This is a genomic window from Williamsia sp. (genome assembly GCF_016462415.1).
Taxonomy (GTDB): Bacteria; Actinomycetota; Actinomycetes; order Mycobacteriales; family Mycobacteriaceae; genus Williamsia_A.
On the sequence record NZ_JAEMTF010000108.1, the window covers coordinates 1 to 15,068 of the forward strand.

Genomic DNA, 15,068 nt, shown 5'->3' on the forward strand with positions numbered 1-15,068 from the left:
TAATCCGCAGGTCGTAGGTTCGAGCCCTACTGGGGGCACCAGCGTCAGGACTCCGAGCTCATCGACGGCATCGGATGATCGGCGTCGATGAGCTGCTGGGCGAGTTGAAAGACCGCTACGTTGGAATCCTGCGAGAGTCGACGGATCAGCTCCCATGCCTGCAGCGCGTCGATGTCGAAGCGCTCCATGATCATTCCCTTGGCCTGTCCGATGATGTCGCGGCTGGCCAGCGCGCTCGCGAACTGTTCTTCACGGCGCGCCGCGTAGAGCGCCAACGCCCCGTGTGTCGCCACCGCCAGACCCACCTCCTCGGCCTCCTGCGTGAAGGCACCGGGCTGGCTGCTGTGCACGCTGAGAGCGCCCATCGCGGCGTCGCTGCGGTACAGCTGGAACGCCACAGTCGAGCGGACCGGCGTCTCGGCCAACGCTGCGGATATGTACTCCGGCCAGCGGGTCTCGCTCTGGTAGTCCTCAACACGGACGATGTGGTCGTTCCAGGCGGTCGCCGCCCGCACGCCGGGTCCGCCGATCGTCTCCTGCAGCTGATCGATTCGGGCCGACACCTCGTCGGTCGGAGCCACAGTGGTGATCCCCCGCTTGGCCACCAGTGTGATCCCCGCCCAATCGGCACCGGGGATCTGTTCCACTGCCGCTGCGGTGACCGATCGCAGCAGGGCGCCCTCATCGGCGGATGGTTGTTCGAAGAGTTCACGGGCCTTCTCGGCCATCGCGGCGAAGCGGCTTGTGACGTCGTTGTTCTCGCTCAATGTCGGGCCTCCACAGGCGCGGCATCCTTCGTTGCCACGCGTTGAACTGGTTGCGCGCCATGACGTCGTCGCGGGGACGGCCGGGGCGCGGCAGCCGGTTGTTTCAGCCGCACTGCGTCCATTAAACACAATGGCTACGACGGTGCGAAAAAGAGCCGTGTACTCCAATGATGCTGTGCCAATGACCCGCCCGGCGCCGACGATCACTCGAGCGCGGGCCGGGTCTCCCGCTCCGGCAATCACCCGCTAGGCGGGATCGGCAAGATCTTCGGCACCGAAACCAACCGCCCCGGTCCGGCTTTCCGGGCGTTCGGCGATACGTGTCACGAATGCTCCACCATCGGAAGCGGCCTCGTCGACCTCGCTCGACACGGTCGACCGGAATCGGCGCTGATACTTGCTCGGTGAGATTCCCAACCGGGCCACGAACGCACGTCGCAGGGCCTCGCTGCTTCCGTACCCGGCGGCGGCGGCGGTCTCGGTGACCGAGAACCCCGCGTCGAGCTTGTCGCGGGCGAGCGCGAAGCGAACCTGGGCGACGTATTCCGCCGGTGAACTCTCGAGTTCGGCGCGGAACAGCCGGGTCAGATGGCGCGGGCTGACGCCGGCGTGCGCGGCCAGCGACCGAACCGTATGCGATCCGGTGGGGTCGGCGCAGATGAGGTCGGTCAGCTCACGCACGAGGTCGCTGCGCGGAACCGGTCCGGTCAGCGATGCGGAGAACTGCGACTGACCGCCGGCCCGCTGCATGTAGACCAGCAGCGACTGTGCGACTCGTCGCGCGACGTGGGGGCCGTGGTCCTCCTCGACCAGCGCCAGCGCGAGATCCATCCCCGCGGCCACGCCCGCCGAGCTGTAGACATTGCCATCGCGGACGAAGATCGAGTCGGGTTCGACATCCACGGAGGGATACAACCGGGCGAGGTTGTCGGTGAACTTCCAATGTGTGGTCGCTCGCCGGCCGTCGAGAACACCCAACGCCGCGAGCACGAACGCGCCACTGCACACCGACGCGAGCCTCCGCGCCCCCTTGGCGAGGCTCGCAGTGGCCGCCAACACCTCGGGGGTGACGAAGCGGCTCGGCGACATCTCGCTGCCCGGGATGATCACGGTGTCGCACCACCCGACCTCGGCCGCCGCGGCCGACACCGACATCCGCGCGCCGATCGACGTCATGACGTCGCTGCCGTCCGGCGACACCAACACCACGTCGTATTCGTCGACCGTCTGATTGGCCTCGATGAACACCTCGGCCGGACCAGCGAAATCCAGCATCTTGACGCCGTCGAAGACCAGGATGCCGATACGCCGTCGAGTCGCGGGACCGGCGGGAAGATCGAGCAGCGTCATAGTTATGGAATTGTGCCTCCACAATTCCGTTCGCGCCACACATTGCTAGTTTGTTGCCATGGGACGCCCACGCCGCTTCGACGAGGACGCGCTGCTCGACGCCGCCGAGGACCTCTTCTGGTCGCGCGGCTTCGACGGCACGTCGATCGAGGACGTGTCCGCAGCGACCGGCATCGGCAACGGCAGCATCTACGCCGCGTACACGAGCAAGATGGGCCTGTTCGTCGCGGTCCTCGACCGATACTGCGATCGTCGCGCGGCGTTCGTGGAGACGACGCTCGACGCCACCGATGGTTCCGCCAAGCAGGCGGTCGGCGTCTACTTCGACGCCGTGATCGCTGACTGTGGATCGCACGCCGACCGGCGTGGGTGCCTGATGTTGAACACACTGGCGCACATGGGAGATCGCGAACCGGCCGTGACCTCCACCATCGGCCGCGCCACGCGGCGCATGGAGAACGCGGTAGAGCAACGGCTCCGCGAACCGGGTCTCGATCACTTGCCGGAGGCGGAGATCTCGGCCCTCAGCGCTCATGTCGTCATGGTGTCGCAGGGACTGATCCAGCTCAGCCGGCTGGGCACGCCGACACAGCGCCTGCGCGAGATCGCCGCCGTGTCAGCCGATCTGCTGCCCACCGCCTGACGGCCACCTCTCAGACGGCGTCGAACGTCTGACGGCGGGTGAACACCTCGTCCATGTTCTCCTGAGCCCACTGCTTGACACCACCGATGATCTGGTTCAGCGACACACCCAGATCCGTCAGCTCGTAGGACACCGTCACGGGCACGGTCGGCGTCACCGTTCGGGTGACCAGCCCGTCCCGCTCCAGTGAACGCAGGGTCTGCGTCAGCATCTTCTGGCTGACACCGGCGAGCAGGCGCGCAAGTTCTGAGTAGCGCATCGCCCGGGGTTCGCCGTCGCATCCGGCTCCGCCGCCACCGAGACCGGCCAGGATCAACGTGACCCACTTGTTCGAGATCCGTTCCAGCAGATGTCGGCTCGGGCATTCGGCCAGAAATGCGTCGTAGTCCACCTTCGCCTGCGCCCGTTTCTGGGCCGCTGTCATCGTCGCCATCGAACACCCTCTTCCTTGATCAGAGAGTTACGCACTCACAGGTGCCTACTTCCCATTGGGATGTTACCCGCCGAGAATCACAGGTGACGCATCACCAGAAACGAAAGGCACACGAATGAGCACGTCCTCGTCATCCCTCCCCGGCGGTACCTGGTCGCTGGGCGAGCTGACCGTCACCCGGTTCGGATACGGCGCGATGCAACTCGCCGGCCCGGGGGTGATGGGACCACCCGCCGACCCCGACGCGGCGATCTCCACCCTGCGCGAGGTGGTCGATCTGGGTATCACCCACATCGACACCGCCGACGCGTACGGGCCGCGCGTCACCAACGAGCTGATCCGAACAGCGCTGCACCCCTACCCGGAATCCCTGCACATCGTGACGAAGGTCGGCGCGACGCGGGACGAGCAGGGCGGATGGCCCCCGGCGCGCGGACGGGATGATGTGCGCCGCGCGGTCCAGGACAACCTCGAGACACTCGGACTCGACGTCCTCGACGTGGTCAACCTCCGCCTGGGTGATGCCACCGGGCCGCAGGCCGGTTCTCTCGTCGAGCCGTTCGACACGCTGGTCGAACTCCAGCAGCGCGGCCTCATCCGACACCTCGGGGTGAGCAACGCGACGGCGGAGCAGGTCGCCGAGGCCCGGTCGATCGCCCCGATCGTCTGCGTCCAGAACATGTACAACCTCGCCCATCGGCAGGACGACGAGCTCGTCGACGATCTCGCCGCCGCCGGCATCGCCTACGTGCCGTTCTTTCCCCTCGGGGGCTTCACCCCGTTGCAGTCCTCGGAGCTCTCGGCCGTCGCCGACCGATTGGAGTCGACGCCGATGTCGGTCGCCCTGGCCTGGTTGCTCCAGAGGTCGCCGAACATCCTGTTGATCCCGGGGACCTCATCGTCGACGCATCTGGGCGAGAACGCTATCGGCGCCGGACTCGCGCTGTCCGACGACGATCTCGCCGCACTCGACCGGATAGGGCGACCGGTGCGGTGACGCGGTGTCGTCCGGGAATCTCTCAGCCGACCTACGGCGCCGAATCGACGCCGGGTAGTCGGTATTCCTGCTTCGGTCGCCCGGTGCTGCCGTATCGCAGTTTCATCACCAGCTGCCCGTCGGCCACCAGCGACGCCAGGTACCGCCGCGCGGTCGGTGGGGAGATACCGACGACGGACGACAGTTCGTCGGCGAACATCGGACGCGCCTGATCGGCGAACGCCCCGAGGATGGATTTCTCGGTCTGCGAGCTCTCGTCACCACGAGCCTGCGGGACACGGTCTCCCCGCATGGTCGCCACGGCCGAATCCACCTGCGCCTGACCGAGGGTGGTGGTGTCGACGATGCGCCGGTACTGGGCGTAACCGGCGAGTCTGCGAGCCAGTTCGGTGTTCTCGAACGGTTTGATGAGATACGCCAGCGCGCCGGCGGTGAAGGCATGTCGGACGGCCGTCGCGCTCTCCTCGGCAGTGACGACGAAAGCGTCACAACGCATCTCACGGATCAATTCGATACCGGAACCGTCGGGCAGATGGACGTCGACCAGCGCCAGGTCGATCTCGGGGTGGTCGGCGAGTGCGGTGCGTGCCTCGGCGATGCTGCCGACCCGCGCCTCGGTGCGGAACCCGATCATCGCGTCGGCGATCGACGCGTGCAGGGCCGCGACACGGAAGTCGTCGTCGACGACCAACAGCGACAGCTCGTTCCGGCTCATCGGACCACCCCCTCACGCAGCACACCGGGGATTCGCGCCACCATGATCGCGCCACCCAACGGATTCTCGTCCCCGATGCTCTCACCCCCGACGCCATCGGCCGCCGACCCGGGGTCGCCGATCACCACATCGCCGCCGTGGCCACGGGCCGATTGCCGTGACAGCGCAAGGCCCATGCCGCGACCCCCGGGGACGGCGGAGTCGGCGTGCGTCGTCACGCCCTCGGTGAACACGTCGTCGGGGTCACCGACGGCGATCCCGTCTCCCTTGCCGAAGGCGATCCCGTCTCCACTGTCGGCGACGGTGACCAGCAGATCCGCTCCCTCCATGACGAGTTCCACCTCCACCACGCGCGGTTCCCGACCACCGGTGCGTGCGGCGTCGATGGCATTGTCGACCAGGTTGCCGACGATCGTGATGACGTCGACCGGCGAGACCAGCTCACCGTCGACCCACGTCTGCGGGCCGAGGGTGAGCACGACGCCACTCTCGCGGGCCGCGGCGGCCTTGGCGTCGAGGAAGGCGTGCAGGTGGGGCTCGGCGACGTTGTCGAGGCCCGGTACCTCGATCGCATATCGTCCGGTGCCGGTCACCTCGTCGAGGTAGTCGAGTGCAGCGGCGGCATCGCCTTGCCGGATCAGTCCGGCGACGACATGGATCCGGTTGGCCGACTCGTGTCGCTGGGCGCGCAACGCGTCGCTGATCGCCTTGATGGACGCGACCTCCCGGGTGAGGCCCTCGACATCGGTGCGGTCGACTACCGACACCACGATGCCGAGGTCTCGGCCGTCCTGTCGGACCCGTCGTGAGCTGACGAGCACGATCCGGTCGCCGACGGCCGCAGCGCGCGGGATCTCGACCGGGTCACCGGCCACTTCGAGCACGCGTGGCGTCAGACCGATGCTCTCGATTCGCTGCCCGATGTCCCCGGTGAGCGCCAGCAGGTCGCGGGCCCGGTCGTTGATCACCCGCACCACTCCCCCGGCGTCTACCGCGACGACGCCGTCACCGATCGAGTGCAGCACCGCCTGCTGCTCGCGGACCAGCTCGGTGAGCTGATCGGGCTCGAGACCGAGGGTGAGCCGACGCCACCGGCGGGCAAGTGCGATCGACCCGATGATCCCGATGGCCAACGCCACCAAAGCGATCGCCGATGTCGTGAACAGGTCGTCGCGGACGTCGCCGCCGATCTTCTCCGTCGAGATGCCGACACTGACCAGTCCGATGACCGCGCCGGAACGCGCGAAGATCGGCACCTTGGCGCGGACCGATTCGCCGAGGGTCCCGCGGTCGGTGTTGATGTCCTCGTCGCCGCCGAGCGCCCGCGTGGGATCGGTGCTCAACGGCTTGCCGAGTTCACCGATCTCCGGGTGCGCCAACCGGATACCGCGATCGTTGGCGATCACGACGAACAACGCGCCGGTGCGGGCGGCGACCGCACGCGCTTGATTCTCCAACGGACCGTCGGACAACAACGCACCGGTGGGTGACACCCCGCCGCCGGCCGACGCGTATCGGGCGACCTCGTCACGCACCTGTTGGTCGCTGGCCACCGACCGCGCGATCGCCAGTGCGCGTTGGGCATATTCGTCTCGCAGCCGGTCACCGGAACCGGCGATCAGCACACCGAACCCGACTGCCAGGCTGATCGCGATGACGACGATCTGCAGGAGCAGGACCTGGGTCCGCAGTTTCATCGGCCGACCGCGCATCACCTCACCGATCCGGGTCATCAGACCAGGGTAGGCACCCGTCGGATGACGGGTGCCCACCGTGGTCGAGATCGGAGAACCGAGGGTCAGAAGGGGCTCGAGCTCAGAAGGGGATCTGACCGACGAGGACTCCGACGGCCAGCATCGTCAGCGAGACGACGGCGGCGCGCCACAGCACCTTCTTGTGATGGTCGGCCAGCGACACCCCGGCGAGTGCGATGAGCAGCAGGATCGCGGGAACCAGCGGGCTCTGCATGTGGAACGGCTGACCGGTGATGGAGGCGCGCGCCACCTCGGAGGGATCGATGCCGTACTTGCCCGCGGTCTCCGAGAGCACCGGCAGCACACCGAAGTAGAAGGCGTCGTTCGACATGAAGAACGTGAACGGGATCGACAGGATGCCGATGACGATGGCCATGTGCGGTCCGAGGAACTCCGGCAGGATCGAGGTCAGCCACTGCGCGATGTCCTCGACCATCCCGGTCCCGGACATGACGCCGGTGAGGACGGCGGCGGCGAGCACCATCGCGACCACGGCGACGATCGACGACGAGTGCCGCGTGATCGCGGCCTGCTGCTCGGCGACGCGGGGGAAGTTGATGACCAGCGCGATGCCGGCGGCGATCATGAACAGCACCGGGATGGCAACGATGTCCATGCCGAGCACGGCCAGCAACGCGACGGTCAGACCGGCGTTGACCCACAACAGCTTCGGGCGCAACGTCTCGCGGTTCTCGTCGAGTGCTCCACCCGTGAAACCGGAATCGGCGGCCGGTGCGTCGTCGGTGTCGTCGGGGCCGTCACCGGTACCCATGGACGGGCGGGCGGGGACGCCGCCACCGGGGCCGTCGATGACGGCGACCGAGGAGTCACCTCCGCCGGAACCCGAACGGGCCAACACGGATTCGCGGATCTCGATCTTACCGATACGGCGGCGCTCCATGATGCCGAGGTGGTAGCTGAACAGCAGCACGACGAGCAGTCCGACGACGAGCGACGGGATCATCGGGACGAACACCTCCGACGGCGAGACGCCGAGCGCGGCGGCGGCGCGGGTGGTCGGGCCACCCCACGGGAGGATGTTCATCGTTCCGTTGGCCAGTCCGGCGACGACGGTGAGGACCACCGGGCTGACGCCGAGCTTGAGATACAGCGGGAGCAGGGCGGAGGTGGTGATGATGAACGTGGTGGAACCGTCACCGTCGAGCGAGACGATCATCGCCAGGACCGCGGTTCCGAGAACGAGTTTCGCAGGGTCGTCGCGGACCAGCTTCACCACGAGGCGGACCACCGGGTCGAAGAGCCCGACGTCGATCATGATGCCGAAGAACACGATCGCGAAGAACAGCATTGCCGCGGTGGGCGCGAGGTCCTTGATCCCGTCGGTGATCATGTCGCTGATACCCAGCCCCGCGCCGGCGAACAGACCGAACGCGACGGGCACCAGCATCAGTGCGACCACCGGTGTCGAGCGCTTGGTGATGATGAGGAACATGAACGTGGCCACCATCAGTAGGCCGAGAGCTACAAGCATGTTGGGTACCGCTTCCTTGCGAGGCATGCATTCGGGGCGAAGTGATCTTCGCTACATCTGGAGTCTCGGGGTCGTGTGGATCACAGTCACGGTTGAGCGCGTAAGACTCGTTTTGCGCGTTTTGCTCACACTTCCGATCACGAGGTCGCCCCATGTGGTGACGTTTCCGCTCATCACTACAGACGGCAGTGCCATGCTGAAGAGATGATGGACGTGGTCCGCCCCAAGATCGAGGGCTCCGTTGCTGTGGGCGAGGGCCGTCGCATCGGCTTCGCCGAATTCGGCTCACCGCATGGACGTGCGGTTTTCTGGCTACACGGCACCCCGGGGGCTCGGCGCCAGATCCCACTCGAGGCACGCCGTTGGGCCGACGAGGAGAACATCCGGATCATCGGGCTCGACCGTCCCGGCGTCGGCTCGTCGACCCCGTATCGGTACCCGTCGGTACTCGGATTCGCCGACGATCTGCGCACCGTCGCCGACACCCTCGGCGTCGACCAGATGGCGATCATCGGCCTCTCCGGGGGCGGCCCCTATGCCCTCGGCGTCGCCGCCGCGATGCCCGAACGTGTGGTCGTCGCCGGGATCCTGGGCGGCGTGGCGCCGACCGTCGGACCCGACGCCGTCTCCGGTGGGGCGATGGAACTCGGCAAGCATGCCGCGGGAGTCCTGGAGGTGGCCGGCGCCCCCATCGGGCGGACGGTCAGCTCGTTCATCCGCGTCGCCCGTCCGATCGCGAGCCCGGCCATCGGGATCTACGGCCTGCTCTCACCCAAGGCCGACCGCCAGTTGCTCGCCCGCCCGGAGTTCAAGGCGATGTTCCTCGACGATCTCCTCAACGGGGGCCGACATCGCATGGAGGCGCCGTTCGCCGACGTGGTCGTGTTCTCCCGTGATTGGGGCTTCCGGGTCGGCGACGTCACCGTCCCGGTGCGCTGGTGGCACGGCGATCGCGACCACATAATCCCGCACCGTCACGGCGAGCACATGGTGGACCTGCTGCCCGACGCGAAGCTGTTCACCATGTCCGGCGACAGCCACCTCGGCGGGCTCGGCATGGCCACCGACATCCTCGCCGAGCTGATGTCGGTGTGGGACGACAGCGGTCGCTGAGGGCGCCGGCCCTGCTGGTCATCGCGGTGCTCGCCGTGGCCGCGTGTTCGACCTTTTGACGACGCCGACCGTGCCGAAGATGGCCGTCGAGCGTGCGGTCTCCGTGCGACAGGTGACGTCGACGATTCGGCGCCGCACGCTCGGCGCGCATCTTTGGCACGGTCGGCGGGAGTTATCGGCACGGTGGGCGGAACGTTCTGCACGGTCAGTGGGGCATTGGCGCACCGACCGGGCGTGGTGCTGATTGGATGAGGCATGACCTTCAGATCGCACGCGCTGCGTAGATCGATCACGCTGCCGCTGCTGATACTGACGATGCTGCTGGCCGTGATCGCGGGCTCCACCGCAGTGGCATCCCGCGCCCAGGCCGCACCGACGATCTCGACCATCGAACCCGGGGTGCTCACCGTCGGCACGGAGGGCACCTACTCGCCGTTCAGCTACCACGAGAACGGCACAGGCCCGATCACCGGATTCGATGTCGATGTCATCACCGACATCGCCACCAAGCTCGGGCTGAAGGTCAAGTTCGTCGAGTCCAGCTTCGACAGCCTGTTCCCCGCACTCGAAGCCGGGCGCTTCGACCTCATCGCCAACCAGATCTCCTACAGCGCCGAGCGCGCCCAGAGGTACGACCTCTCGGATTCGTACGTCCAGTCGGCCGGCGTGGTGGTCACCAAGTCCGACGACAACTCGATCAAATCGGTCACCGACCTCCGCGGCAAGACGTCGGCGCAATCGTTGACGAGCAACTACGCCGAGATCGCGAAGTCCGCCGGGGCCGTGGTCGAACCCGTGCCGGGCTTCGACCAGGCCATCACCCTCGTCCGTCAGGGACGTGTGCAGGCCACGGTGAACGACGAGCTGACCGTGAAGGACTACCTGACCAGGAAGCGCGACAAGTCCGTTAAAATCGCCGCGACCACGCCCGACGTGAGCACGCAAGTGTTCGCGGCCCGGAAGGGCTCGGGCCTGATGCCTGCCATCAACGAACAGATCGCCGCACTCCGGTCCGACGGCACACTCGACTCGACGTACGCCAAGTACTTCGACGCAACCGACCGGGCGCCCAGCGCCTGGAGTGTGGTGCGGCAGAATCTGGTGCCTCTGCTGAAGTCCACGATCACGGGGACCATCCCGCTGACGGCGATCAGCTTCGTGATCGGCCTCGCAATCGCCCTCGGGGTGGCGCTGGCCCGCATGTCGAGCCGACGAGTCGTCAGCAGCATTGCCTCGCTGTACATCTCGATCATCCGCGGTACGCCGCTGCTGGTGCAGCTGTTCATCATCTTCTACGCGCTACCCGAATTGGGCATCGTCGTGAGCCCGTTCCCGGCCGCGATCGTGGCTTTCAGTCTCAACGTCGGTGGTTATGCGGCCGAGATCATCCGAGCGGCCATCGAATCGATCAACAAGGGGCAGTGGGAGGCAGCGGCGACAATCGGCATGAACTACACGACGGCACTGCGTCGGATCATCCTGCCGCAGGCCGCCCGCACCGCGGTTCCACCTCTGTCGAACACGCTCATATCTCTGGTCAAGGACACCTCGCTCGCGTCGACGATCCTGGTCACCGAGCTGTTCCGCCAAGCCCAGAACGCCTCGGCGGCAACCTTCGAGTATCTCGCGCTGTACAGCACCGCAGCGGCTTACTACCTGGTGATCTGCCTGGTGTTGTCCTTCGGCCAATCCAATCTCGAGACCCGCCTGAGAAAGTACGTGGCCACATGACCGATCCGAAGCCCCTTCATGGCACCGACGTCGTCGAGGTCACCGGCCTGACGAAGTCGTTCGACGGCCCCAACGGCAAATCCATCCAGGTGTTGCGCGACAACGACTTCACCGTCGCCCCCGGATCGGTCACCGTGATCATCGGTCCGTCCGGATCGGGCAAGACCACGATGCTCCGGTCGCTCAACGCGCTCGACATCCCCGACGCGGGCGTGATCCGCATCGGCGAGGTGAGTGTCGATTTCGCGGCCCTCGGGAAGCCGCGCAAGGGACTCGGATCCGGACGCAAGCTCACCCGGGCCGACAATGCGCTGCTCGCGCGGTATCGACTGCAGAGCGGGATGGTGTTCCAGTCGCACAACCTCTTCCCGAACAAGACGGTGCTGCAGAACGTCACCGAGGGACCGGTCATCGTGCAGAAGCGCGACGCCGACGAGGCCCGTACCGAAGCGCATGCGCTCCTCGAGCGAGTCGGGCTGGCCGCGCAGGCCGAGCAGCTCCCCCACCAACTCTCCGGCGGGCAACAACAGCGCGTCGGGATCGCGCGGGCGCTGGCGATGAAACCCACGGTCGTGCTGTTCGACGAACCCACCTCCGCGCTGGACCCGGAGCTGGTCGGCGACGTCCTGGGCGTCATCAAGGACCTCGCCGTCGAGGGCACGACGATGGTGATCGTCACCCATGAGATCCGGTTCGCCCAACAGGTCAGCAACCAGGTGCTGTTCATCGACGGGGGCGCCATCGTCGAGCGTGGCACTCCCGCCGATGTCATCGGCGCACCGCGCAACGAGCGCACCAAGACCTTTCTGAAACGCATTCTCGACCCCGCCTGAGCATCGTCGAGTTACAACCAAGCGAGCGCTTGATCGCCTAGTGTGCAGCCATGGTTGCCCGCTTCGACACCGATGAGTTGACCGCTGCTTTCCTCGAGTTCGAGCGGACCACCGAGCGGTGCGCCGCGACCGGTGAGTGGGACCCGTGGGCCGAGCAGTTCACCGCCGACGCCGACTACATCGAGCACGCGATGGGAACGATGAAGGGCCGCGAGCAGATCCGGCCCTGGATCAAGAAGACGATGGGGTCGTTCCCGGGCAACCACATGGTGGCGTTCCCGTCGCTGTGGCACGTCACCGATCCGGCCACCGCGCGCGTCATCTGCGAGATCGACAACCCGCTGCGCGACCCCGGCGACGGTTCGGTGATCACGGCGACGAACATCACCATCCTCACCTACGCCGGTGACGGCCTGTGGTCGTGCGAGGAAGACGTCTACAACCCCATGAAATTCGGTCGCGCCGCCATGACCTGGTGTGTCCGCGCGAAGGAGCTGGGCACCCTCACCGACGAGGCCCGGGCCTGGATGTCGACGACGGGTTCCTACTTCGCCTGAGGTCTGTTGGTATCCGTCACGACGCCGTTGCGAAAAGTTGGGTCACCCAGGTCGGTCCCGTAGTCTTGACCCTTGATCACGCACGATGTCGAAGGGGCTGAAGTACATGGCACGCGATCTCACCCAACTCGAGCTCTTGCAGCAGCTGTCGCCGGTTGCCGAGGAGAACGTGAATCGCCACCTGGCCGTGGCCAAGGACTGGAACCCGCACGACTATGTGCCGTGGGACGAGGGCAAGAACTTCGCCGCCCTCGGTGGTGTCGACTACTCCGACGATCAGTCCGAGCTCGGTGACGTCGCCAAGGCGGCCATGATCACCAACCTGCTGACCGAGGACAACCTCCCCTCGTACCACCGGGAGATCGCCAACAACTTCTCCACCGACGACGCCTGGGGCCACTGGGTGGGCCGGTGGACCGCCGAGGAGAACCGTCACGGTCTCGCCATGCGCGACTACCTGGTGGTCACCCGCGGCGTGGATCCCGTCGCGCTCGAAGAGGCGCGGATGATCCACATGACCAACAGCTTCACCTCGGTCGGTGTCGGCGGCGATCGCGCCGACGAGGTCGAGGCCCACGGCGGCGAGCTCGGCCTGCTGCACACCGTCGCGTACGTGACGTTCCAGGAGCTCGCGACCCGCGTCTCGCACCGCAACACCGGCCGTGCCTGCAACGACCCCATCGCCGACAAGATGCTGCAGCGCATCGCGGCCGATGAGAACCTGCACATGATCTTCTACCGCAACATCGTCGCCGCGGCGATGGATCTCGCGCCGGATCAGACCATGCGCGCGGTCACCGACGTCATCTGCAACTTCCAGATGCCCGGCGCCGGCATGCCCAACTTCCGTCGCCACGGCGTCCTGATGGCCAAGCACGGCATCTACGACCTCCGTCAGCACCACGAGGAGGTCGTCCTGCCCATCCTGCGCAAGCTCAACGTCTTCGACCGCGACGACTTCGGCGCACAGGGCCAGGCCGACCAGGAGCGCCTCGGCGCCTTCGTCGAGAAGCTCGGCGAGGACACCCTGAAGTTCGAAGAGATGCGTGATCGCGCGCTGGCCCGTGAGGCCGCGAAGCGCGAGGCACGGGCTTCGTGACACGGTGACCGCCCTGCTCGACGGGAAGCCGGGTCTGTCGATCGGTCCGTTCGACCTGCAGAGTCCGGTGGTCCTCGCACCGATGGCCGGCGTGACCAACGTCGCGTTCCGCTCACTGTGCCGCGAACTCGAACTCGCGCGCACCGGCACCGTCTCGGGTCTCTACGTCTGCGAGATGGTCACCGCGCGGGCGCTCGTCGAACGGCATCCGACGACGATGCACATGACGACTTTCGCCCCCGACGAGAACCCCCGGTCGATGCAGCTCTACACCGTCGATCCCGAGTACACCTACGCCGCGGCCAAGATGATCGTCGACGAGAACCTCGCCGACCACATCGACATGAACTTCGGCTGCCCGGTCCCCAAGGTCACCCGCAAGGGCGGTGGCTCGGCAATTCCGTACAAGCGCAAGCTCTTCCAGAACATCGTCGCCGCGGCGGTGCGCGCTGTCGAGGGCACGAACGTGCCGGTCACGGTGAAGTTCCGCATCGGTATCGACGATGAACATCACACCCACCTCGACGCCGGCCGAATCGCGGCCGCCGAGGGTGCGAAAGCGGTTGCGTTGCATGCCCGTACGGCGTCGCAGCGGTATTCCGGGCGCGCGGACTGGGGCGAGATCGCCCGACTGAAGGACCACGTGACCGACGTGCCGGTGCTCGGCAACGGCGATATCTTCGAGGCGCCGGACGCCGTGGCGATGATGGAGCAGACCGGGTGCGACGGTGTCGTCATCGGTCGCGGCTGCCTCGGCCGCCCGTGGTTGTTCGCCGAGCTGAGCGCCGAACTCAACGGATTGCCCTGTCCCACACCACCGAATCTGGGCGAGGTCGGCGAGATCATCGTCCGGCACGGTCGCCTGCTCGCCGATCACCACGGTGAGGACAAGGGCATGCGGGAGATCCGCAAACACGTCGCGTGGTACCTCCGCGGTTTCCCGGTCGGCTCCGACATCCGTCGCGACCTCGCGTTGGTGACCACGGTGAACCAGCTGATCGATCTGGTCGGCACCCTGCCCGCCGACGCCCCCTTCCCTCTCGACGGCCACGGTCCCCGCGGTCGTCAGGGATCACCCGCGGCGGTCGCCCTGCCGCACGGGTGGCTCGACGATCCCGACGACGACGCCGTCCCCGCCGGCGCCGAGATCATGCACTCGGGCGGTTAGTGCAGCCCCGCCGGAAACCGTTCCCACTCGGTCACACCGCCTTCTGCCAGTACCATTGGCGAGACATTGACAGCGGAGGAGTTCGGTGAGCGACGATCACACTCCCGAATCCAACGATTCGGGCGAACCTCCGCGTCCCCCGAGGGACGGCGGCCGTCCGTCGGACGCACGTCCGGACGGCTCCGCGCCGGACGACATCCGCGACGAGATCCGGCGTCGACTGGATCGACCGTCGGACGATGTCCTGCGGGAACCCGCCGGTCGCGCGGGGGTTCCGCGGGGACGCACCCAACGTCTGACCGTCGCGGAACTGCTCCGACAGATGGAGCAGTCCGGCCAGTCCCCGTCCGGTTCCGCCGCACCGGGCACCGCGCCGTCGCCGTCCGCGTCGACCCCCACCCCGCCCACGCCACGGC

General features: G+C 66.9%; 14 protein-coding genes and 1 pseudogene. 9 read left to right on the forward strand and 6 right to left on the reverse strand.

The genetic code is table 11. The features are described from left to right. Positions 1–44: 44 nt before the first annotated feature. Positions 45–767: a GAF and ANTAR domain-containing protein gene (locus JHC79_RS19585; RefSeq protein WP_296393959.1), complete on the reverse strand. Its 723-nt coding sequence runs from the start codon at positions 765–767 to the stop codon at positions 45–47. A gap of 246 nt (positions 768–1,013) precedes the next feature. Then, on the reverse strand, positions 1,014–2,117 hold the full coding sequence (locus JHC79_RS19590; RefSeq protein ID WP_296393963.1) for a GlxA family transcriptional regulator: 1,104 nt from the start codon (positions 2,115–2,117) through the stop codon (positions 1,014–1,016). A 58-nt stretch (positions 2,118–2,175) separates the two neighbouring features. Between JHC79_RS19590 and JHC79_RS19595 the strand changes: the two genes are divergently transcribed. Next, positions 2,176–2,760, forward strand: coding sequence for a TetR/AcrR family transcriptional regulator (locus JHC79_RS19595; RefSeq protein WP_296393965.1), 585 nt, complete (start codon positions 2,176–2,178; stop codon positions 2,758–2,760). A gap of 10 nt (positions 2,761–2,770) precedes the next feature. Here the strand turns inward: JHC79_RS19595 and JHC79_RS19600 are convergent, their stop codons facing one another. Next, positions 2,771–3,193: a helix-turn-helix domain-containing protein gene (locus JHC79_RS19600; RefSeq protein ID WP_296393967.1), complete on the reverse strand. Its 423-nt coding sequence runs from the start codon at positions 3,191–3,193 to the stop codon at positions 2,771–2,773. A 115-nt stretch (positions 3,194–3,308) separates the two neighbouring features. Here JHC79_RS19600 and JHC79_RS19605 point away from each other — a divergent pair, with 115 nt between their 5' ends. Then, positions 3,309–4,190: an aldo/keto reductase family oxidoreductase gene (locus JHC79_RS19605; protein ID WP_296393970.1), complete on the forward strand. Its 882-nt coding sequence runs from the start codon at positions 3,309–3,311 to the stop codon at positions 4,188–4,190. A gap of 31 nt (positions 4,191–4,221) precedes the next feature. Here the strand turns inward: JHC79_RS19605 and JHC79_RS19610 are convergent, their stop codons facing one another. The 3 genes from JHC79_RS19610 to JHC79_RS19620 form a co-directional block, all read right to left on the reverse strand. After that, positions 4,222–4,905 carry a response regulator gene (locus JHC79_RS19610; RefSeq protein WP_296393972.1) on the reverse strand — a complete coding sequence of 228 codons (684 nt, stop codon included), beginning with the start codon at positions 4,903–4,905 and terminating at the stop codon, positions 4,222–4,224. Then, positions 4,902–6,602 carry a sensor histidine kinase gene (locus tag JHC79_RS19615; protein ID WP_296393985.1) on the reverse strand — a complete coding sequence of 567 codons (1,701 nt, stop codon included), beginning with the start codon at positions 6,600–6,602 and terminating at the stop codon, positions 4,902–4,904. Before JHC79_RS19615 ends, JHC79_RS19610 begins: the two co-directional genes overlap by 4 nt. 118 nt (positions 6,603–6,720) lie before the next feature. Beyond that, positions 6,721–8,151 carry an SLC13 family permease gene (locus JHC79_RS19620; protein ID WP_296393974.1) on the reverse strand — a complete coding sequence of 477 codons (1,431 nt, stop codon included), beginning with the start codon at positions 8,149–8,151 and terminating at the stop codon, positions 6,721–6,723. Positions 8,152–8,355: 204 nt separating this feature from the next. On the opposite strand from JHC79_RS19620, the gene JHC79_RS19625 reads away from it, so the two are divergent. From JHC79_RS19625 to JHC79_RS19655, 7 genes and pseudogenes are all read left to right on the forward strand, one after another. Next, positions 8,356–9,264 (forward strand): alpha/beta hydrolase, encoded by a 909-nt coding sequence (locus tag JHC79_RS19625; RefSeq protein WP_296393976.1) that lies wholly within the window; start codon positions 8,356–8,358, stop codon positions 9,262–9,264. Between the two features lie 255 nt (positions 9,265–9,519). Continuing rightward, positions 9,520–10,995 (forward strand): ABC transporter substrate-binding protein/permease, encoded by a 1,476-nt coding sequence (locus JHC79_RS19630; protein WP_296393978.1) that lies wholly within the window; start codon positions 9,520–9,522, stop codon positions 10,993–10,995. Continuing rightward, entirely contained in the window at positions 10,992–11,828 is an 837-nt protein-coding gene (locus tag JHC79_RS19635; RefSeq protein ID WP_296393980.1) for an amino acid ABC transporter ATP-binding protein, read from the forward strand. Before JHC79_RS19630 ends, JHC79_RS19635 begins: the two co-directional genes overlap by 4 nt. A gap of 50 nt (positions 11,829–11,878) precedes the next feature. Further along, complete coding sequence (locus JHC79_RS19640) at positions 11,879–12,385, forward strand: nuclear transport factor 2 family protein (RefSeq protein ID WP_296393983.1); 507 nt, start codon at positions 11,879–11,881, stop codon at positions 12,383–12,385. Between the two features lie 106 nt (positions 12,386–12,491). Further along, a complete protein-coding gene (locus JHC79_RS19645) occupies positions 12,492–13,484 on the forward strand; it encodes an acyl-ACP desaturase (protein WP_296393987.1) in 993 nt (330 codons plus the stop codon). Positions 13,485–13,497: 13 nt separating this feature from the next. Beyond that, a complete protein-coding gene (dusB, locus tag JHC79_RS19650; RefSeq protein WP_296393989.1) occupies positions 13,498–14,652 on the forward strand; it encodes a tRNA dihydrouridine synthase DusB in 1,155 nt (384 codons plus the stop codon). An 85-nt stretch (positions 14,653–14,737) separates the two neighbouring features. After that, a pseudogene (locus tag JHC79_RS19655) lies at positions 14,738–15,068 on the forward strand (hypothetical protein); the annotation flags it as partial.

Excerpts from the sequence above, each read along its gene's own strand:
- JHC79_RS19600 (WP_296393967.1), bottom strand. The coding sequence starts at position 3,193 with ATGGCGACGATGACAGCGGCCCAGAAACGGGCGCAGGCGAAGGTGGAC.
- JHC79_RS19605 (WP_296393970.1), top strand. The coding sequence starts at position 3,309 with ATGAGCACGTCCTCGTCATCCCTCCCCGGCGGTACCTGGTCGCTGGGC.
- JHC79_RS19625 (WP_296393976.1), top strand. The coding sequence starts at position 8,356 with ATGATGGACGTGGTCCGCCCCAAGATCGAGGGCTCCGTTGCTGTGGGC.
- JHC79_RS19640 (WP_296393983.1), top strand. The coding sequence starts at position 11,879 with ATGGTTGCCCGCTTCGACACCGATGAGTTGACCGCTGCTTTCCTCGAG.
- JHC79_RS19620 (WP_296393974.1), bottom strand. The coding sequence starts at position 8,151 with ATGCTTGTAGCTCTCGGCCTACTGATGGTGGCCACGTTCATGTTCCTC.
- JHC79_RS19595 (WP_296393965.1), top strand. The coding sequence starts at position 2,176 with ATGGGACGCCCACGCCGCTTCGACGAGGACGCGCTGCTCGACGCCGCC.
- JHC79_RS19635 (WP_296393980.1), top strand. The coding sequence starts at position 10,992 with ATGACCGATCCGAAGCCCCTTCATGGCACCGACGTCGTCGAGGTCACC.
- JHC79_RS19645 (WP_296393987.1), top strand. The coding sequence starts at position 12,492 with ATGGCACGCGATCTCACCCAACTCGAGCTCTTGCAGCAGCTGTCGCCG.
- JHC79_RS19590 (WP_296393963.1), bottom strand. The coding sequence starts at position 2,117 with ATGACGCTGCTCGATCTTCCCGCCGGTCCCGCGACTCGACGGCGTATC.
- JHC79_RS19610 (WP_296393972.1), bottom strand. The coding sequence starts at position 4,905 with ATGAGCCGGAACGAGCTGTCGCTGTTGGTCGTCGACGACGACTTCCGT.
- JHC79_RS19615 (WP_296393985.1), bottom strand. The coding sequence starts at position 6,602 with ATGAAACTGCGGACCCAGGTCCTGCTCCTGCAGATCGTCGTCATCGCG.
- JHC79_RS19630 (WP_296393978.1), top strand. The coding sequence starts at position 9,520 with ATGACCTTCAGATCGCACGCGCTGCGTAGATCGATCACGCTGCCGCTG.